Raw genomic sequence first — 17,245 nt, 5'->3', positions numbered from 1 at the left:
ATTCAGTAAAAGAGTTGGCCGGAAATACCGGTCGGCATGACCACAGTCGGATAATTACCGACCGCGTCGGCGATACTTTTGGCGACGTTCGCCGGCATCTGGCTGGCATAACCGGCCACCATCATCCCGGCCTGTGCGCCGTCGGCGCTGAGGGTGTTGAGTATACCTGTGGGACTGAGGGCACTGGTGCCCTGCAGCATGGCCGGGATCGCCGTTTGCGTGGTCAAAATGCCGTTCATCAGCTTCGATGTTGCCTGCGTCAAGGTGGTGGTCAGTTCGCCGTTGGCATAACCGATGCCGCCGCTGGTCAGTCCGGCCGCCTGGTTGATGGATGCCGCTACCGCCTGATTCATTGCCGCGGTGGTGCTGGCCACCGTCTCCACCGTCGCAACGGGTTGACTGCTCCCACCCGAACCGCCTAAGCCCAGTGTGGCCAATACTCCCGAAAGGAGGCTGCTCAATACGCCCATCTGTGGACTCCTTGTAATCGATAGACCTGATATGATGATAAGACAACAGCGCGAGTCTCCCCGCGCTGTCGCGTTACTTAACCGGCTTTGCTTTGTACGCCGATTATTAGAGCAAGCCGCTCAGCAAGCCGGTGGGGGCAGCACTGCTGCCCACCACCGTGGCGCTGCCCAATACGGCGCTCAGGCCCGTTGCGGTCAGGGTGGACGCACCCAGGGAGCCGACGATGGAGGCGGTGGCTGCCGGGATGCTGGTGGCCATGTTCGCCATGGCGTTGCCCACGCCCGTGCCTACGCCGCTCAGCATGCCACTGATACCACCGCCCACACCTGCGGCCAGAGGACCAGCCACATCTGCGGTGTACGCACCGGCAAGGGTACCACCTACGGCCGTGTTCAAGGAGGTAATGGTCTTTGCAGAGTCAGACAAAAAGCTCTTGCTGAGTGCTGCGGCACCATTTACGGCCATGGACAGAGTGCCCTGCGCGGCGGTGGTGATGTCGTTGGTCATATTGGCTGCGAGGGTGGAAGCATCGGTGGTAACCGCTTTGTCCAGATTGGTGGCAGCAGTAACGCCATTCGTCATCAGGGTGTTGACATCGCTGATGGAAAGGCCAGCGGGGGCTGAGCCACCCAGGATGCCGCCCACCAAACCCGTTACCGTGCTAAGAAGACCGCCAACGTTAAGTCCCATAATAATCACTCCTAAATTAGATGGTTGAAAATTGGTATCCTTGCCAAGACGGTATGGTCCAAAAAGGACGGTTGTCCGTCGGCGCTTGGTAGACGCAATATCCATGCCAGAAAATTAAGAAGATAAGTGTCTGTTTATGGGCATCACGTAATAAAAAGTGATACGTATCCGGTGTTGTTGCGTAACGGAGTGAGTAACATCGTTGGCCGGGGGTCGATACGCTGCGGACAAAGCGTCTTGCGGGCGATGCTGGACACCGGGATATTCATGAACTGCTCCCGCCAAGCCTATACGGCTATGGCGTGAGTTTCGTGCTTCATCGCGGCGAAACTTCCAACGCTCCACATCTCGGACGGTTTCCGCCGGGAGCCGGAACCACCGGTTAATCTCGTTTCCAGCCACCGCAATAGCACCAAAGCCGCATTTTCGTCGCGGCCACAGGTGGCGCCACAATGCTGGCGCTGGTTGCTGGACCGGGACGACACCCCCTGGTATCCGGGCATGCGTCTGTTCCGGCAGGCCAGGGCGGGTGTATGGGATGATGTGCTCGCCTCGGTGGCGGAGTCTGTCCGGTCTTTAAGCGCCGCCAGGAGGTGACTTCGCTGCCCACCGATGCTTGTCCGGCCATTCGCAGCACTGAAAAATCGGGCAGTGGCCGCAGTGCGGCCGCCTGGCTGTGCAGGTATAGCGGCCATGGAGAATCAGGAGATGGTGGGCGTCCTGCCGGTATTCGGCGGGCACCGCCGCGAGCAGGGCCTGTTCCACGGCCAGGGGTGTCTTGCCGGGGGCGATGCCGGTCCGGTTGCCGACCCGGAAGATGTGGGTATCCACCGCAATGGTGGGTTGCCCGAACGCGGTATTGAGGACGACATTGGCGGTTTTACGGCCGACGCCGGGGAGCGCTTCCAGCGCCTTCCGGTCGGCGGGTACCTCGCCATCATGCAGGGCCAGCAGTTGCCGGGCCAGGGCATGCACATGCCGGGCCTTGGCGTTGAACAGTCCCAGACGATGGATGTGGGCCTTGATGCCGTCTTCACCGAGGGTCACCATCGCCTCGGGAGTCGGTGCCACCGCAAAGAGCATCCGGGTGCAGGCGTTGACGGCTTTGTCCGTACTTTGCGCGGAAAGCACTACGGCGACCAGAAGCTGAAAGGGGGAGTGATAGTTCAGCTCGGTTTTGGGTTCGGGAATGGCGACGCGCAGGGCGGCAAAACAGCGATGAACGTGCTGTGGGTCCACGCTGCGTCATCCACGGCGATGTTGCGGGCTGTCGGGATGCAGGGCCGCGGTGTCGGAGATCGGGTATGCGACCCGCCCCGGCACCGTTGCCGGACATTCAGACGTGACGATAACGGCCGATCTCCGGCGCCTGAGGGCGGGGATGTTCCGTGGCAACGGCGTTGGCCGCCGCAATCCACTCTTCATGGTCATGTTCGAGGGCGTGGAGCATGTCGTGGTCCAGCCGCGGCAGGATGCTGCCCTTGATGAGTTCCCCGAGCTCCAGCATGCGCGTGGCGACCGCGTAACCGTGCAGATGGAAATCGTGGTCGGCGTGCGTTCCAAAATGGTCGCCGCTGAAGAGCACGCCCTTGGCGGCTTTCAGATCGGCGTCATTCATGACGTAGTCTTTCGTCCACTGGTACCACGCCTGAAAATATTTCTCTTGCGCTTCAAGGCTCCAGTCGTGGGCCTCAAAAAAGGCGTAGACCGAAACGCGGTTGGCCTTGCCGGAAAAAGGAAAGTGACCTGACATCGTACGACTCCTCCTGCATGCGGGTGTAAAAGCCTTCGGGGCATTGTAGCCGTTTATGGTCCCGGCGCAACGCAAAAGCTTTTTTAGAGGGAATAACGATCGCCAATGACCGGACAATCCACCTGCAAACCCCGCGCCCGCAGCACCTTGGCGATGCCTTCCCGGCCGTTGTCCTCACCATGGACGAGAACGGTGCGCGGCGGGCGTTGGTCACCATACCAGGCGAGAAGTTCATCGTGGTCGGCATGGGCCGAGAAACCGCCGATGGTGAAAATGCTGGCGGCGACATGCACTTCTTCACCAAATATCCGCACCGTTTTGGCCCCGTCGATGATGCGCCGCGCCAGCGTCCCCTGGGCGGCATAACCGACGAAGACCACGCTGCTGTCCTCACGCCAGATGTTATGCCGGAGATGGTGGGTAACCCGCCCTCCCGTCGCCATGCCCGATCCCGCCATGATCAGGGCACCGCCCTTGATCAGGTTGATGCCCATGGATTCGCTGGTTTCGCGGGTGAAATGGAGGTTGCGCAGGGCGAAGGGGTCGGCGCCGTGCTGCAGGTTTTCGCGGGTAGCGGGGTTGAAACACTCCGGGTGGCGACGAAAAATCTCCGTGGCCGAAATGGCCATGGGCGAATCGAGAAAGACCGGCAGGTTGGTGGGGATCTGGTTGTCGTTCATCATTTCCCGCAGGTAATACAGCAAATCCTGCGCGCGCTCCAGGGCGAAGGTGGGGATGATGGTGTTGCCGCCACGTTTCAGGGTGTCGAGGATGGCATCGCGCAACTCGTCCACCGAAGGTCCGATGGCCTTGTGCAGGCGGTCGCCGTAGGTGGTTTCCATGACGATGACGTCCGCTTGGGGGGCGGGGGTGGGCGGGTTGAGGATCGGCTTGCCGCGGTTGCCCAGATCGCCGGAGTAGACGATGCGCTGCTGCCTGCCCGCTTCGCTGGCTTCCACCAGTATCCAGGCGGAGCCAAGGATATGCCCGGCGTCTCCGAAAGTCGCGCTGACGCCGGGGCAGACCTCTATTTTTTGTCCGTAATCCGCGCTGCGTCCGAAGCGATCCATGGTATCGAGGACGTCGGTGATGTCATAGATGGGCGTGGTTTCGGCCCCGCCCTGACGCTGGTGACGTCGGTTGGAGCGTCGCGCCTCTTCCGCCGCCAGCCCCGCCGCATCCATGAGCACCAGTCGCGCCAGTTCGCGGGTGGCTGATGTGGTGATGATCTCGCCGCGAAAGCCGCGTTTGACCAGCAGGGGAATGCGCCCGCAGTGATCGAGATGGGCATGGGTCAGCAGCAGATAGTCGATATCCTTGGCGTCAAAGCCGAACTCGGTGCGATTTTCTTCTTCCAGGTCATGCCCGCCCTGAAACATCCCGCAGTCGATGAGCAGCTTTTTGTCGCCCACGCGGAGAAAATGACAGGACCCGGTAACCCCTCCCGCCGCACCATAAAATTGCATTTCCATGTGGTTCTCCTTTTTTTCGTAGAGCGAATCGATGGTGGGAAACTCAGTGGCCGCCTCTGTGCCGCGCCAGCACCTCGTAATAGAGCTGGAGATAGGCGCGTGCGGAGTGCTGCCAGCTATAGTCGCCCGCCATGGCCTGGTCCTGTAGGTGCGACCAGAGCGCAGGCTGGCGGAACAACGCCTCCGCGCGCAGCACGGCATGGTGCAGGGCGTCGCCTTGCGGGCTGTCGAACACAAAGCCGTTGCGTTGCAACGGGTGGCGGAAGTCGTCGGCATCGGTGACCGTGTCGGCCAGCCCGCCCGTGCGGTGGACGATAGGAATGGTACCGTAACGCAGGCTATACATCTGGTTCAGGCCGCAGGGTTCGAAACGGGAAGGCATGAGAAAGGCATCTGCGCCTGCCTCTATACGATGGGACAGTCCCTCGTCGAAGGCGATGCGCGTCGCCATTTGCGCGGGGTGCGCCGCTGCCATCTCCAGCAGTTGCCGCTCGAAAGACTTGTCGCCGCTGCCCAGCACCACCACCTGCATGCCGCGACGCAACAGATCCGGGAGAATGTCGAGCACCATATCCGTCCCCTTCTGCTCCACCAGACGGCTGATCATGCCGAGGAGGAAGACGCCGGGTTCGGGATAGAGGCCAAGACTGCTCTGCAGGTGCGATTTGCACTGGGCCTTGCCCGGCTGCCGGTCCTGCGGCGAATAATGAGCGGCCAGATAGGGGTCCGCCCCAGGGTTCCAGTGGATGGTATCGATCCCGTTGAGAATGCCCGATAGATGCTCAGACCGGGACCGGAGCAGACCATCCAGTCCCATGCCGAAGGCGCTGGTCTGAATCTCTGCGGCATAGGTGGGGCTGACGGTGGTGATCTGGTCGCAGAACGCCAGGCCCGCCTTCATGAAGGAAAAGGCTCCGTAATGTTCGGTCCCGAGCCAGTGAAAATCCGCCGCAGGTAAGTGCAGCGGCGCCATGGCGCGGGGCGGGAAGCGGCCCTGATAGGCCAGATTGTGAATGGTGAAAAGGACCGGCGGCCGCGCGGCGCCGATGCGCGCTTCCAGGTCGAGGAGGTAAGGTATCAGCCCGGTCTGCCAGTCGTTGGCATGAACAATGTCCGGACGCCAGTCGAGCCCCGACACGCGTCCCTGGGCAATTTCCACGGCTACCCGGTTGAGCAGGGCAAAGCGCCGGTCGTTGTCCGGCCAGTCTTCGCCCTGCGCATCCTGGTAAGGGCCGCCGTCGCGTTCATAGTAAGGGGGGTAGCGCAGGAAAAGAATCTGCGGCCGCTCCGCCAGCGACCATAACTCGGCCGTTTCATCGGTATAGGGCACGCTGACCGCGCAACGCCAGTCCATCTCGCCCACGGCGGGACACCCGTAGTAGGGCACCAGCACGCGGGTGTCGACGCCCAACTGCCCCAACGCCACGGGTAGGGCACCGCCGACATCCGCGAGGCCGCCCGTCTTGGAATAGGGTGCCATCTCCGAAAATACGAAAAGTGTTCGCAACATGGTGTATTCTTCTTGGGTAAAACGATGTTGCTAATATAACACATCAGCGCGGTATGCTTTACAAGCGCCGATGCCATGCAAATTTTGAATGATGTCCCGGCGTCGCCTATCATCGGCGGATGGAAAAACCCACGACTACCGCTACGGAGTGAGACGCATGGATTGGTGCGAACGTTTTAAGGAGTTCCGGGACCGGAACCGTTGCATAGTGTACTTCCCCAACCTGCACGAGGGCGAAGATGCGGAGGCCTATGGGATTTTTCTCTCCCTGATGCGGGTGAGGATGGGGATCATGGTGCTGGCGCCGGATCGGGAAGAGCGCTATGAACCCGTTTATCGGGATGCGCTGAAATACCACCTGCAGACCATCCGCCACAGCCGGCTGTTCACCAGCTTCGTGCCCATCAAGACGCGTGTTTACTTTGTGGAGACGGTGGCGCAGCGCGATGCCTTCTACCGATGCGCGGATTTTTGTGTGCCCGGCGGCACCCTGACGGGTGGTACGGTGGATCTTGCCAAATCCATCGCCGACGGCTGTCCCCTCATCCTCGGTCCGAAAATGCCGGATGACGCGGTACGTCAGGGCTTGTTGGCCGCTGGCGCCGCGGTATGGGCAAAGGATAATGCGGAGATCATCGATCTGGCGAAGGCCTGGCTGAACGAACCGGCAGCGGCCAGGGCAGCGGCGGAGAAGGCGAAGACATGGTGGGGACAGCGCGGGGCTTAGTACCTTTCCTACGACGCAAAGGCCCCGGACCACAAGGACCGGGGCCTTTTTGCGGGTGCTGGAAAATCAGCCCTGTTTCAGCGCCTTCAGGAAGATGGAGGCGAAGCGCACGGCAAACTTCAGCACGAACTGGGTGTCCTTGGCGAAGAAAATCTTCATCAGGCCGAAGAGGCCTCCACCCTTGTTGTTCTCGTCCTTCATTCCGGCGCGGGTCTGCTCCAGCGCCTGCATGGCCTTGTTCACGCCGCTGGCAAAGACCTCGTCGGAGGGGATCATGGGGACGACCTTGGTCATCACCATGTTCACCTTGCTGATCAGGCCGGCCTTTTGCAGGTTGCCGAGCAGTGCGAAGACGTCGGGCAGCATCTCCATGAGGTGGGCATCCTGCAGGCCCTGGACGATTTCCTTGATCCGGGCGTTGATGCTTTCCGCGTCGCCTTTTACGGTGGCGGTCGCAATTTTCGCGATTTCCAGCCACGCCATGGCGCCCTGGCTGACGGTGATGATGATGTGGCGGATGGTGCCATCCTGCCAGAATTCGCCCACCATATCCGCAACCGTACCCAACGCGACACTGAGGTCGCCGTGCGGAGTGATCAGTTCCTGAAGATGGATGCCCCTGTCTTCCAAGGCCCTGGCCGCGGCCTGTAATGAACCGCTGACGGTTTCCGCCATGCCCAGCAGGCTGCCGACCCGGTCGGCCAGACTTCCGGCATCACCTTGCGCCAGCAGCTTGGCACGCTTCGCGATTTTCAGCCACTTTTCCGCTTCTTCCGCGAGGTCATCCAGCTTTTCCGGGAGGTCGATATCCGTGAGCATATTGCGGACCGCACCCACGCCATCCTTGCCCGCCTGAATGAAGAAGCCCGCGCTCGCGGCATAGCCCGCGAGGTGGTCGATCTGATCCAGCAGACCTTCCACCCGCTGGGCGAGGTTTTCGGAGTTACCCTGTGCCAGGGCCTTGACCCGCAATGCGATGTGCATCCAGCGGCTGCCACCGGCACCGATCGTGGCGAACGCGCCGCTCATGTCAGCGCTTTCCAGCACTTCCGGCATGGTGTCGCGCAGGGTGCCAATGGCGATGTTCATCTGCCCGCCAAGGATCTCCGCCATATCGAGCATGGCGCTCAGGCGGGCCTGCAGGCTGGGCGCGTCGCCCTGCACCAGGCGCTGCGCCCGCCGGGCCATCTGCATCCACTGGTCAGCCATTTCCTGAATTTCGTCGAGGCGATCGGGCAGGTCGAGTTGACCGACCATGTTGCCGATGACCCCGGCACCTTGCCGTGCGCTCTCCATCCAGTATTGCAGGCTGGCGGTGGCGGCGTGAATTTTCTGCACCATGTCTTCGGGGCTTTCGCCGATGATGGGGCATTTCAGTTCCGCACTGAGGGCGGTGACGGAGCTGAAGAAACCGGCGCGCTGCAGGTTGCCGAGCAGTTGCAGAACTTCTTTCAGGGTTTTGTCGAGTTCGGCGTTCTGGACCTCGGTCAGCATGGTGCGCAGGCGATCCAGCGGCTCTTCATCGGAATCCCCTTTGATAAAGGCCTGCAGCGACTCCGAAACGCGCTGCAGTTGTTCCAGATAGGGCTTCATGGTCTCCATGAGCTTGTCGGTATCGATGGCCTGGGGCAGTTCATTGAGGATGTCGCGCAGCATCTGTAGCAGGTTCTGCACCTGCAGGGCGGCGTCGCCGACTTTGCCGAGCCCCTCCCACTGGCGCTCATTGAGGTTGATTACTGCTGCTGTCGATACTGCATTTGCATTAGCCATGTCTGCGCTGCTCTCCCGCCGAAAATGAATGTCGCGATAAATGCTTTTGGTCAAGCCTGGTCAGGCCTCCGGAATCTGACCTGTTTACCACAAAAGACCCCTCTTTCCCACCCGTGCCGGTGTGCCCTATGATCTTCCGGTATGTTCTGACAGGCTAATCATTATGCTTTATGGCACTAAACGAGAAACATATCGACAGGTCTTTCTGGACAGTTGGCGGGCCTACCAGGAGGGCCGGCCGCTGGAAGGGGTGCAGACGCGGATTGTCGCCGTCATTCTCCGCCATCCGGAATATCATGCCCTGCTCGACGATGCACAGCAGGGGTTGGAACAGGATTTCCCGCCCGAGCAGGGACGGACCAACCCTTATATGCACATGTCCCTGCATGTCGGGCTGGAGGAGATGTTGGCATTGGGACAGCCTGCGGGTATCGTGGACCTCTTCGACAGCGCGCGCCGCAAGCTGGGTGAAGCCGGCGCCGAACATCTTTTCGTGGACTGTCTGGGAGAAATGATGTGGCAGGCTCAGAGGACCAGGCGGGCCCCTGAACCCGCGGCACTATTGCCTTGCGTGCGCCGCGGGCTGGGTTTGCCGGAAAGGGTGGGCTGAGCGGCGACACCAATCGAACATGACTCGGATGGAGAACAACAGCATGATGGAGAGCGGAAATCAGACGGCGACGGGCGCGGAGCAGGTACATTGGCGTCTGGAAGATCTCTATGCCGGGGTGGACGACCCACGGCTGGCGGAGGACCTCCATTGGGCGGACCGCGCAGCGACGCGTTTCGCCGAGGTCTATCGTCCCGGCCTGGGGGGGCTGAACGCGGCGCAACTGGCGGCGGCCCTGGAGCAGTTGGAAGCCATCCGCCAACGCATCGGCCGGGTGGGTACCTTTCGTTACCTCAGCTATGTGACTCATGCCGATCAGCCGGCATATGGCGCCGCTCTGCAGGCCTACGAGGAGGCGGCTACGGCCATTCAGAATCAACTGATCTTCTTCGATATCGCCTGGAACGCCGTGGACGACGCCAGGGCCGGTGCCCTGCTGGCCGATCCCGCGCTGGCACACTGGACGCACCTGCTGCGCAACTGGCGCAAGTACCGTGATCACCTGCGCAGTGAAAGTGAAGAGCAGATCTTGTCGGAAAAACGGGTGACCGGACGGGGGCTCTGGGAACGGCTTTTTGACGAGACGTTGACGGAAATGCGTTTTCCTCTGCGCGGCAAGCAGATGAGCGAGCAGGAGGTGTTGACACTGTTGTCCAATCCCGATCGGGAGTTGCGCCGGGATGCGGCGGAATCCCTCAGCAACGGGCTGGAAGGGCGTTTGCATACCCTTACCACCTGTTTCAACGCCATCCTCGCCGACAAGGCCCTGGATGACCGTCTGCGCCGCTATCCCCACTGGCTGAGTGAACGCAATCTGAGCAATGAAATCTCCGACGGCATGGTTGAGGCGCTGGAACGGGCCGTGGTCGGACGCTACGGACTGGTGGCCCGCTATTACCGGCTCAAGGCCAAATTGCTGAACCTCTCGCCCTTGATGGATTATGACCGCTATGCGCCGTTGCCCGGCAGTGACCGGCGCTACGACTGGGCGGAGTGCCGACGCATCGTGCTGGCGGCGGTGACGGATTTTTCGCCGGAACTGGGGGCCATCGGCCAGCGCTTCTTCGACGAGGGCTGGATCGATGCAGCATTGGCGCCGGGCAAGCGGGGCGGGGCCTTCGCCCATCCGGTGACTCCCGACGTGCATCCCTACCTCATGGTCAACTATACCGGCACGGTGCGGGATGTGATGACGGTGGCCCATGAATTGGGGCACGGTATCCACCAGTATCTCGCCCGCGGGCAGGGTTACCTGAACGCCGACACCCCCCTGACCACCGCGGAAACGGCCTCCGTTTTTGGTGAAATGCTGACCTTCGAGCGGCTGATGCGCGAGGAGCAGGATCCCCGGCGGCGTCTCGGCCTGCTCTGCGGCAAAATCGAGGACACCTTTGCCACGGTGTTCCGGCAGATGGCCATGCACCGCTTTGAGGTGGTGATGCATGGCGCTCGCCGCGCCGAGGGCGAGCTGAGCAAAGATCGCCTGGCGGAGCTGTGGATGCAAACCCAGACGGAGCAGTTTGCCGACAGTATCCAGTTCAGCCCCGGTTATCGCTGGTGGTGGAGCTATATTCCCCACTTCATCGGCTCGCCGGGCTATGTGTATGCCTATGCCTTTGGGGAACTGCTGACGCTGGCGCTGATTCAGCGCCAGCGGGCTGCCCCGGCGGAGTTCGTGCCCGGTTATACCGCCATGCTGAAACTCGGCGGCAGCAAAGCGCCCGCCGAGGTGGTGGCGACAACGGGCATCGATCTGGAAGATCCGGACATCTGGTCGCGGGCGCTGGATTATATGTCCGGGATGGTGGATGAAGCCGAGAGACTGGCGGGGGTACGCTGATATGCGTCAGGAAACGGACAGCATGGGGGTTATGGAGGTGGAAGACGACGCCCTCTGGGGCGCCCAGACCCAGCGCTCCCTGCGTTATTTCGCCATTGGTATGGAGCAGATGCCCCTGCCGGTGATCCACGCCCTGGCGCGGATCAAGCGCGCGGCCGCCTCAGTGAACGCCGGGCTGGGTCTGCTGGATGCGACGCTGGCCGAAAAGATCAGCGATGCTGCGGCGGAAGTCGTCGCGGGGCGCTGGGATACGCAGTTTCCCCTGCGGGTCTGGCAGACGGGCAGTGGCACCCAGAGCAACATGAACGTCAATGAGGTCATCGCCAACCGGGCCAATGAAATGGCGGGGCAGCCCCGGGGCAGCAAGATGCCGATACATCCCAACGATCACGTCAATCTGGGCCAGTCTTCCAACGATGTGTTTCCGTCGGCCATGCATATTGCTGCGGCTTTGGCGGTGCATCAGGGACTTTTGCCCGCCTTGGCGCACCTGGAAGGGACACTGCAGCGCAAGACGGAGGATTTTGCCCACCTCATCAAGGTCGGGCGTACCCATCTGATGGATGCGGTGCCACTGACTCTGGGGCAGGAGTTCTCCGGTTACCTGGCGCAATTGCAGCAGGGTGTTCGCAGCCTGGAGCAGACTCTGCCCGGTCTTTATGCCCTGGCACTGGGCGGCACGGCGGTCGGTACCGGACTCAACTGCCACCCGGATTTTGCCAGCGCAGTGGCTACGCGTTTGCATGCCGAGCTGGGCCTGCCTTTTCGCCCGGCCGCCAATGCGTTCGCCGCGCTGGCGGGACATGAAGCGCTACTGCAATTGAGTGCGGCGCTACGTGGCCTGGCCATGTCCCTGATGAAGATCGCCAACGATATCCGCTGGATGGCCTCCGGCCCACGGGCCGGTCTGGGCGAACTGCATCTCCCGGAAAACGAACCCGGTTCCTCCATCATGCCCGGCAAGGTGAACCCCACTCAGGCCGAGGCCCTGACCATGGTCTGCGTGCAGGTTTACGGCAACGACGCGGCCATCGCCTTTGCCGCCTCCCAGGGTAATTTCGAGCTGAATGTCTACAAGCCGCTGATTGCCTACAATATCCTGCAATCCATCGTACTGCTGGGCGATGCTGCCCGTTCCTTCAGCGATCACTGTCTGCGCGATTTGCAGCCCGTAGAAGGCCAGCTCCGCCGGAACATGGAAGAGTCGCTGATGCTGGTCACGGCCCTGACGCCTGTGATCGGTTATGAGAAAGCTGCTGTTGTCGCCCAGCATGCCTATCGCGAAGGCTGCACCTTGCGCGAAGCCGCCTTGGCGCTGGGTTATCTTTCCGGCGAAGATATCGACCGGCATCTGCGTCCGGAGGCGATGCTTTAGTGCTTGTGTCTCTGGTTTGCCTGAGTAAACTGCCACCAGAACGTCGGAATCCATGCAGACATCAGAAGGGGATTGATCATGATTTTGATTTTAGAGGCCGACCTCGGCGAACAATCGCCGATCTTCCAGCAACTGCTGACCCATCTGCGCGGCTTTTCCGGTATTCACTTTCGGGTCCATCAGGAACAGGGTGCGGAGCAGGTGCTCAGCGAAATCTACCTGATCGGTGATACCAAGCCGTTGCGGATAGAAGACATGGAAGCCCTGCCCGGTGTCGAGCGGGCCATTCGCGTATCCCGGGAATATCGGTTGCTGGGCCGCCATACCGGCGATCAGCGTACCCATGGTTTTGATTACAACGGGGTGCGTTTCAGCCAGGATAATCTCAACGTGTTTGCCGGGCTCTGCGCCGTGGATACCCCGGAGCACGTCGAGCGGATGCTGCGCGCGCTGCACGAAAATGGCCAGGTATGCACCCGCATGGGCGCCTACAAACCCCGTACCAGTCCTTATGCCTTTCAGGGGCACGGCAAGGACTGCCTGCCCTGGGTTTTTGAACTGGCCGGCAAATACGGCATGCGCGTCATCGCCATGGAGATCCTCCACGAGTCGCATATGGATGAGATCCGTGAGGCGCTGGAGAAGACCGGCCATCCGACCGGAGTCATGCTGCAGATCGGTACCCGCAATACCCAGAACTTCGAGTTGCTGAAGGCGGTGGGGCGGCAGCAGGAACTCCCCGTGCTGCTCAAGCGTGGTTTCGGCATCACCCTGGAAGAATCCCTCAATGCCGCCGAGTATCTGGCCTCGGAGGGGAACACGAAAGTGGTCTTCGGGCTGCGCGGCATGAAGACGAATCTGGGCGATCCGCACCGCAACTTCGTGGATTTCGCCCAGGTGCCGGTCGTGAAGCGGCTGACCCGGATGCCCGTCTGCATCGATCCGTCGCACTCGGTGGGCAGCCGCGATGCGGGGCCGGATGGCATCATGGATGTGTTTCATGTGACCGCGCAGGGCGTGGCGACGGGTGCCAACATGATCCTGGTGGACTTCCATCCGGATCCGGCGACGGCGCTGGTGGATGGCCCGCAGGCCCTGCTGCTGGAAGAACTACCGTGGTTCCTGGAAGACGTGCGTTTGGCCCGGGAAGCCTATGAAGAACGCCGGTTGCTGGCAGCCGCGCAGACCTCTATTTAACCCGCATGCCGGGCTGGGCCCCGCTGTCGGGAGAGAGCAGGAAAGGGCCGCCCTCCGGACCGCTGGCGGCGAGCACCATGCCCTCGGACAGGCCGAAGCGCATCTTTCTGGGGGCCAGATTGGCGACCATCACGGTCAGCCTGCCGACGAGGCTGGCAGGATCGTAAGCGCTCTTGATGCCGGCAAAGACCGAGCGGGTGCCCTCGCCGATGTCCAGGGTGAGGTGCAGTAGTTTGTCCGCGCCGTCCACGTTGTCCGCGGCAACGATCCGCGCGATGCGCAAATCCACCTTGCTGAAGTCGTCCATGCCGATAACGGGGTTCTCCTCCCTGGCCTCGGCAGGTACGGGCGTGGGCACTGGCGCCGTCGCCATGCCTGGGGCTGTCGCGGGACTTTCTGCGGGATTCTGGATCAAGGCGTCCACCTGGGTTTTTTCCATACGTTGTAAAAGATGGGTGTAGGGTAGGATCTGGTGATCGAGAAGCGGCCTGGTCAGGCCCGCCCAGTCCAGTTCGCACTGCAGGAATTCCAGCGCTTTGCGCGAGAGTTCCGGCAGAACGGGGCTGAGCAGGGTGATCAGCACTCGGAAGCCGTTCAGAGTGACCGTAACTACCCGGTGCAGGGACTCGTGCTGGGCCGGGTCTTTGGCCAAAGTCCAGGGGGCGTTCTGGTCCACATAGGCGTTGATCTGATCCGCCAGCGCCATGATGTCGCGCATGGCCTTGCCATATTCCCGTTCGGCGTAGGCCTCGCCGATGGCCTCCTGGGTCTGCAGCAGCCCGTCATAAAAGGCCTGATCCTTGCCCAGGGAAGCGGCCAGTCGGCCCGCAAAGCTGCGGTGGATGAAACCCGCCGCGCGCGAGGCCAGATTGACCACCTTGCCGACCAGGTCGCCATTGCCCTTGAGCAGGAAGTCTTCGAGATTGAGGTCGATATCTTCCACATGGCTGTTGAGCTTGGTGGCGATGTAATAACGCAGGAACTCGGGATTCAGGTGCTGGAGATACTGCCCGGCGGTAATGGAGGTGCCGCGCGACTTGCTCATTTTGGCGCCGTTTACCGTCAGGTGTCCGTGGGCGAATATGCCCGTCGGCAGGCGGTGTCCGGAACCCTTGAGCATGGCCGGCCAGAACAGGCCGTGAAAATAAATGATGTCCTTGCCGATAAAATGGTAGATCTCGGCCGTGGAATCCGGGCCCCAGTAATCGGCCAAATTGCGGCCGTGGGCCGCGCACCAGTGCTGGGTGGCGGCCATGTAGCCGGGCAATGCATCCAGCCAGACATAAAAGAATTTGCCCGGCGCGTCGGGAATGGGAATGCCGAAGTAGGGGGCGTCGCGGCTGATGTCCCAGTCGGACAGGCCGATGCTGAACCATTCATCGAGCTTGTGGGCGACTTCTTCCTGCAGGGTACCGCTGTGAATCCAGCGCCGGAGGAAGTCGCTGAAATCCCCAAGCTGAAAAAAGTAGTGCTCCGAGCTGCGGCGCTCGGGTACGGCGCCGGAGACCGCGGAAACAGGGTTGATAAGGTCGGTGGGGCTGTAGGTGGCGCCGCAGATCTCGCAGCTATCCCCATACTGGTCCGCCGCGCCGCAGCGCGGGCAAGTGCCGCGAATGAAGCGGTCGGGCAGGAAAATGCCGGCGACGGGATCGTAGGCCTGTTCGATTTCGCGGACGTTGATGTAATCCGCCGCCCGCAGGACGCGATAGATACTCTGAGAAATTTCAAAGTTTTCCGGCGAGTGGGTGCTGTGATACAGATCGAACTGAATGCCGAAGCCGGTGAAGTCGCGGAGATGATCGCCGTGCATGCGGGTGATGAGTTCTTCCGGTGTGATGCCCTCGCTCTGGGCACGGAGCATGATCGGCGTGCCATGGGCATCATCGGCGCAGACATAGACGCAGTCGTGGCCCCGCAGGCGCTGATAGCGGGCCCAGATGTCGGTTTGGGTGTACTCCACGAGATGCCCGAGATGGATGGGGCCGTTGGCGTAGGGGAGGGCGCTGGTGATCAGTATGCGTCGTTTCATGGTGCGGATAAATTACAGGGGAAGACGCTTGCAGGCAATGCCACCACGACTACTGGCAGACCGCGGTCATCTATGGTATAAAGAGCGCCTTTTTTCAGGGAGATTAACCGATGTCCAGAGTATGCAAGGTGACGGGCAAGAAGCCCATGGCAGGGAATAATGTTTCCCACGCCCACAACAAGACCCGCCGCCGTTTTCTGCCCAATTTGCAGTACCACCGATTCTGGGTGGAGAGCGAGAACCGCTGGGTGCGTATGCGGGTAAGCACCAAGGGTATCCGTACCATTGACAAGAAAGGGATTGACGTCGTTCTGGCTGACCTGCGCGCCGCCGGCGAAAAGATCTGAGGATTGAATCATGCGTGACAAGATTAAGCTCGTTTCCACGGCCGGTACCGGTCATTTCTACACCACCACCAAGAACAAGAAGACCAAGCCCGATAAGCTGGAAATGAAGAAATTCGATCCCAAGGTCCGGAAGCATGTCATGTACCGGGAAGACAAGATCAAGTAACACCCGTTTTCGGTCTGCCTCCCGGTGGTCTGCCCTGAATCTTCGGGAGGGGCCGGACGATATCCTTTGCTCCGCCATCATTTTTTGCTAAATTACTAGCACTCATGATGGTTGAGTGCTAAGGATGATTTCTCCCGCCATGTTTTATTTCTTGATCTGCGCCATGCAGCCACTGTCTTCGCCCATTGCACGGGGTGGGCCGCTCTGCGCATGTTGGCGAGGGTTGTAGACGGTCATGGACGAACGTGCCCGTCACCTGCTCAAGTCCCTCATCGAACAGCATATCGCCAAAGGCGTGCCGGTCGGCAGTCGCCAGTTGGCCCGTGATGCCGGCCTCAACATCAGTCCCGCCACAGTGCGTAATGTCATGGCGGACCTGGAGGATGAGGGTTACCTGATCTCCCCCCACACTTCTGCCGGGCGCATCCCCACCCGTGTCGGTTATCGTTTTTTTGTCGATGCCCTGCTGCGGGTGGTGCCGCTGTCGGCGGAATCCAACCGCCTGCTCATTCATCGCATCGGTTTTCGCGCTCCGGATGTGGAGCAGGTGCTGCACGCCGCCACCGGCATCCTTTCTGAACTGACGCATATGGCGGGTTTTGTGCGGGTGCCGCGGCGGGCAACACGCATTTTGCGGCATGTGGACTTTATCGCCCTGCACGAGCATGAGGTGCTGGCTATTTTCGTCACCGACAGGGGGACGTGGAAAACCGCCTGATCCGCACCGAGCACCCCTTCGGCGCGGCAGAGCTGACGCAGGCGGCCAATTTCTTCAATGCCACCTATGGCGGTCGACCATTGCAGGATGTCATCCATAATTTGCAGCGGGATCTGCAGCAGTCCCGTCACGAAATGGACCTCATTCTGCGCAGCGCCATGGAGCTGGGTGAGGAGATGCTGGAGGAGGATCAGCAACGCATGCTCATCGAGGGCGAATTCCAATGGCTGGACCTGCCGGAGCTGGCGGGGAGTGAACGCCTGCGTGAACTCCTGGCCGCCGTGCGGCAGAAGCGAGATCTGGTGCATTTGCTGGATGAGAGTATGCGCGGTAGTGAAGTGCGTCTTTTTATCGGCGAAGAGTCGGGCTATGCGCCGCTCAGTGATTGCAGCGTGGTATCGGCGCCCTACAGTGTCGATGGGGAGGTGGTCGGGGTGCTGGGGGTGATCGGGCCGATGCGGATGCCCTACCAGCAGATCATTCCGCTGGTAGGCGGCACGGCGCAATTGCTTGGTCGCGCCCTGTCGCAATCCGGCTAGTGCCGGGCCTTGAAATACCCCAACCCTTTCC

Annotated in this window: 15 protein-coding genes and 1 pseudogene; 8 read left to right on the top strand and 8 right to left on the bottom strand. The window is 61.1% G+C overall.

The annotated features are described in order from the left end of the window. Nucleotides 1-2: 2 nt before the first annotated feature. The 6 genes from AFERRID_RS03225 to glgA form a co-directional block, all read right to left on the bottom strand. The gene (locus AFERRID_RS03225) at nt 3-470 is read right to left on the bottom strand and encodes a hypothetical protein (RefSeq protein ID WP_126604352.1); all 468 of its coding nucleotides are present in this window, start codon (nt 468-470) and stop codon (nt 3-5) included. A gap of 106 nt (nt 471-576) precedes the next feature. After that, complete coding sequence (locus AFERRID_RS03220; protein ID WP_113526033.1) at nt 577-1,161, bottom strand: hypothetical protein; 585 nt, start codon at nt 1,159-1,161, stop codon at nt 577-579. Nucleotides 1,162-1,737: 576 nt separating this feature from the next. Then, entirely contained in the window at nt 1,738-2,400 is a 663-nt protein-coding gene (gene nth, locus AFERRID_RS03210) for an endonuclease III (RefSeq protein ID WP_113526034.1), read from the bottom strand. Nucleotides 2,401-2,497: 97 nt separating this feature from the next. Then, nucleotides 2,498-2,914, bottom strand: coding sequence for a hypothetical protein (locus AFERRID_RS03205; protein WP_113526035.1), 417 nt, complete (start codon nt 2,912-2,914; stop codon nt 2,498-2,500). An 83-nt stretch (nt 2,915-2,997) separates the two neighbouring features. Further along, nucleotides 2,998-4,386: an MBL fold metallo-hydrolase gene (locus AFERRID_RS03200; protein ID WP_126604351.1), complete on the bottom strand. Its 1,389-nt coding sequence runs from the start codon at nt 4,384-4,386 to the stop codon at nt 2,998-3,000. Between the two features lie 43 nt (nt 4,387-4,429). Further along, entirely contained in the window at nt 4,430-5,896 is a 1,467-nt protein-coding gene (glgA, locus tag AFERRID_RS03195) for a glycogen synthase GlgA (protein ID WP_113526037.1), read from the bottom strand. Nucleotides 5,897-6,053: 157 nt separating this feature from the next. Between glgA and AFERRID_RS03190 the strand changes: the two genes are divergently transcribed. Then, nucleotides 6,054-6,623: a 3-deoxy-D-manno-octulosonic acid transferase gene (locus tag AFERRID_RS03190; protein WP_126604350.1), complete on the top strand. Its 570-nt coding sequence runs from the start codon at nt 6,054-6,056 to the stop codon at nt 6,621-6,623. A gap of 66 nt (nt 6,624-6,689) precedes the next feature. On the opposite strand, the gene AFERRID_RS03185 is transcribed toward AFERRID_RS03190, so the two are convergent. After that, complete coding sequence (locus AFERRID_RS03185; RefSeq protein WP_113526365.1) at nt 6,690-8,393, bottom strand: hypothetical protein; 1,704 nt, start codon at nt 8,391-8,393, stop codon at nt 6,690-6,692. A gap of 163 nt (nt 8,394-8,556) precedes the next feature. On the opposite strand from AFERRID_RS03185, the gene AFERRID_RS03180 reads away from it, so the two are divergent. The 4 genes from AFERRID_RS03180 (at nt 8,557) to AFERRID_RS03165 (ending at nt 13,415) form a co-directional block, all read left to right on the top strand. After that, a complete protein-coding gene (locus AFERRID_RS03180) occupies nt 8,557-9,003 on the top strand; it encodes a DUF1841 family protein (protein ID WP_126604349.1) in 447 nt (148 codons plus the stop codon). Between the two features lie 43 nt (nt 9,004-9,046). Next, entirely contained in the window at nt 9,047-10,843 is a 1,797-nt protein-coding gene (locus tag AFERRID_RS03175) for a M3 family oligoendopeptidase (protein WP_126604348.1), read from the top strand. Continuing rightward, nucleotides 10,812-12,218 (top strand): class II fumarate hydratase, encoded by a 1,407-nt coding sequence (gene fumC, locus AFERRID_RS03170; RefSeq protein WP_225981831.1) that lies wholly within the window; start codon nt 10,812-10,814, stop codon nt 12,216-12,218. The genes AFERRID_RS03175 and fumC overlap by 32 nt, the downstream gene beginning before the upstream one ends. 78 nt (nt 12,219-12,296) lie before the next feature. Beyond that, a complete protein-coding gene (locus tag AFERRID_RS03165; protein WP_126604347.1) occupies nt 12,297-13,415 on the top strand; it encodes a 3-deoxy-7-phosphoheptulonate synthase in 1,119 nt (372 codons plus the stop codon). On the opposite strand, the gene metG is transcribed toward AFERRID_RS03165, so the two are convergent. Then, nucleotides 13,408-15,444, bottom strand: coding sequence for a methionine--tRNA ligase (gene metG, locus AFERRID_RS03160; RefSeq protein ID WP_113526043.1), 2,037 nt, complete (start codon nt 15,442-15,444; stop codon nt 13,408-13,410). The two genes, AFERRID_RS03165 and metG, sit on opposite strands and share 8 nt — an antisense overlap. A 110-nt stretch (nt 15,445-15,554) precedes the next feature. On the opposite strand from metG, the gene rpmB reads away from it, so the two are divergent. From rpmB to hrcA, 3 genes and pseudogenes are all read left to right on the top strand, one after another. Continuing rightward, nucleotides 15,555-15,791 (top strand): 50S ribosomal protein L28, encoded by a 237-nt coding sequence (gene rpmB, locus AFERRID_RS03155; RefSeq protein ID WP_009567983.1) that lies wholly within the window; start codon nt 15,555-15,557, stop codon nt 15,789-15,791. A gap of 10 nt (nt 15,792-15,801) precedes the next feature. Beyond that, nucleotides 15,802-15,957 (top strand): 50S ribosomal protein L33, encoded by a 156-nt coding sequence (gene rpmG / locus AFERRID_RS03150; RefSeq protein WP_113526044.1) that lies wholly within the window; start codon nt 15,802-15,804, stop codon nt 15,955-15,957. 235 nt (nt 15,958-16,192) lie between these two features. Further along, nucleotides 16,193-17,214: pseudogene (gene hrcA, locus AFERRID_RS16170) on the top strand (heat-inducible transcriptional repressor HrcA). Nucleotides 17,215-17,245 lie beyond the last annotated feature (31 nt).

Source organism: Acidithiobacillus ferridurans (genome assembly GCF_003966655.1).
In the GTDB taxonomy this organism is placed as follows: Bacteria; Pseudomonadota; Gammaproteobacteria; order Acidithiobacillales; family Acidithiobacillaceae; genus Acidithiobacillus; species Acidithiobacillus ferridurans.
The sequence above is the reverse complement of the archived record's forward strand: the minus strand, read 5'-3'. Positions and strand labels throughout refer to the sequence as shown.

Bases quoted from the DNA above. Each gene is read 5' to 3' on its own strand.
- AFERRID_RS03225 (WP_126604352.1), bottom strand. From the start codon at position 470: ATGGGCGTATTGAGCAGCCTCCTTTCGGGAGTATTGGCCACACTGGGC.
- AFERRID_RS03220 (WP_113526033.1), bottom strand. From the start codon at position 1,161: ATGGGACTTAACGTTGGCGGTCTTCTTAGCACGGTAACGGGTTTGGTG.
- AFERRID_RS03205 (WP_113526035.1), bottom strand. From the start codon at position 2,914: ATGTCAGGTCACTTTCCTTTTTCCGGCAAGGCCAACCGCGTTTCGGTC.
- AFERRID_RS03200 (WP_126604351.1), bottom strand. From the start codon at position 4,386: ATGGAAATGCAATTTTATGGTGCGGCGGGAGGGGTTACCGGGTCCTGT.
- glgA (WP_113526037.1), bottom strand. From the start codon at position 5,896: ATGTTGCGAACACTTTTCGTATTTTCGGAGATGGCACCCTATTCCAAG.
- AFERRID_RS03190 (WP_126604350.1), top strand. From the start codon at position 6,054: ATGGATTGGTGCGAACGTTTTAAGGAGTTCCGGGACCGGAACCGTTGC.
- AFERRID_RS03185 (WP_113526365.1), bottom strand. From the start codon at position 8,393: ATGGCTAATGCAAATGCAGTATCGACAGCAGCAGTAATCAACCTCAAT.
- AFERRID_RS03180 (WP_126604349.1), top strand. From the start codon at position 8,557: ATGCTTTATGGCACTAAACGAGAAACATATCGACAGGTCTTTCTGGAC.
- AFERRID_RS03175 (WP_126604348.1), top strand. From the start codon at position 9,047: ATGATGGAGAGCGGAAATCAGACGGCGACGGGCGCGGAGCAGGTACAT.
- fumC (WP_225981831.1), top strand. From the start codon at position 10,812: ATGAAGCCGAGAGACTGGCGGGGGTACGCTGATATGCGTCAGGAAACG.
- AFERRID_RS03165 (WP_126604347.1), top strand. From the start codon at position 12,297: ATGATTTTGATTTTAGAGGCCGACCTCGGCGAACAATCGCCGATCTTC.
- metG (WP_113526043.1), bottom strand. From the start codon at position 15,444: ATGAAACGACGCATACTGATCACCAGCGCCCTCCCCTACGCCAACGGC.
- rpmB (WP_009567983.1), top strand. From the start codon at position 15,555: ATGTCCAGAGTATGCAAGGTGACGGGCAAGAAGCCCATGGCAGGGAAT.
- rpmG (WP_113526044.1), top strand. From the start codon at position 15,802: ATGCGTGACAAGATTAAGCTCGTTTCCACGGCCGGTACCGGTCATTTC.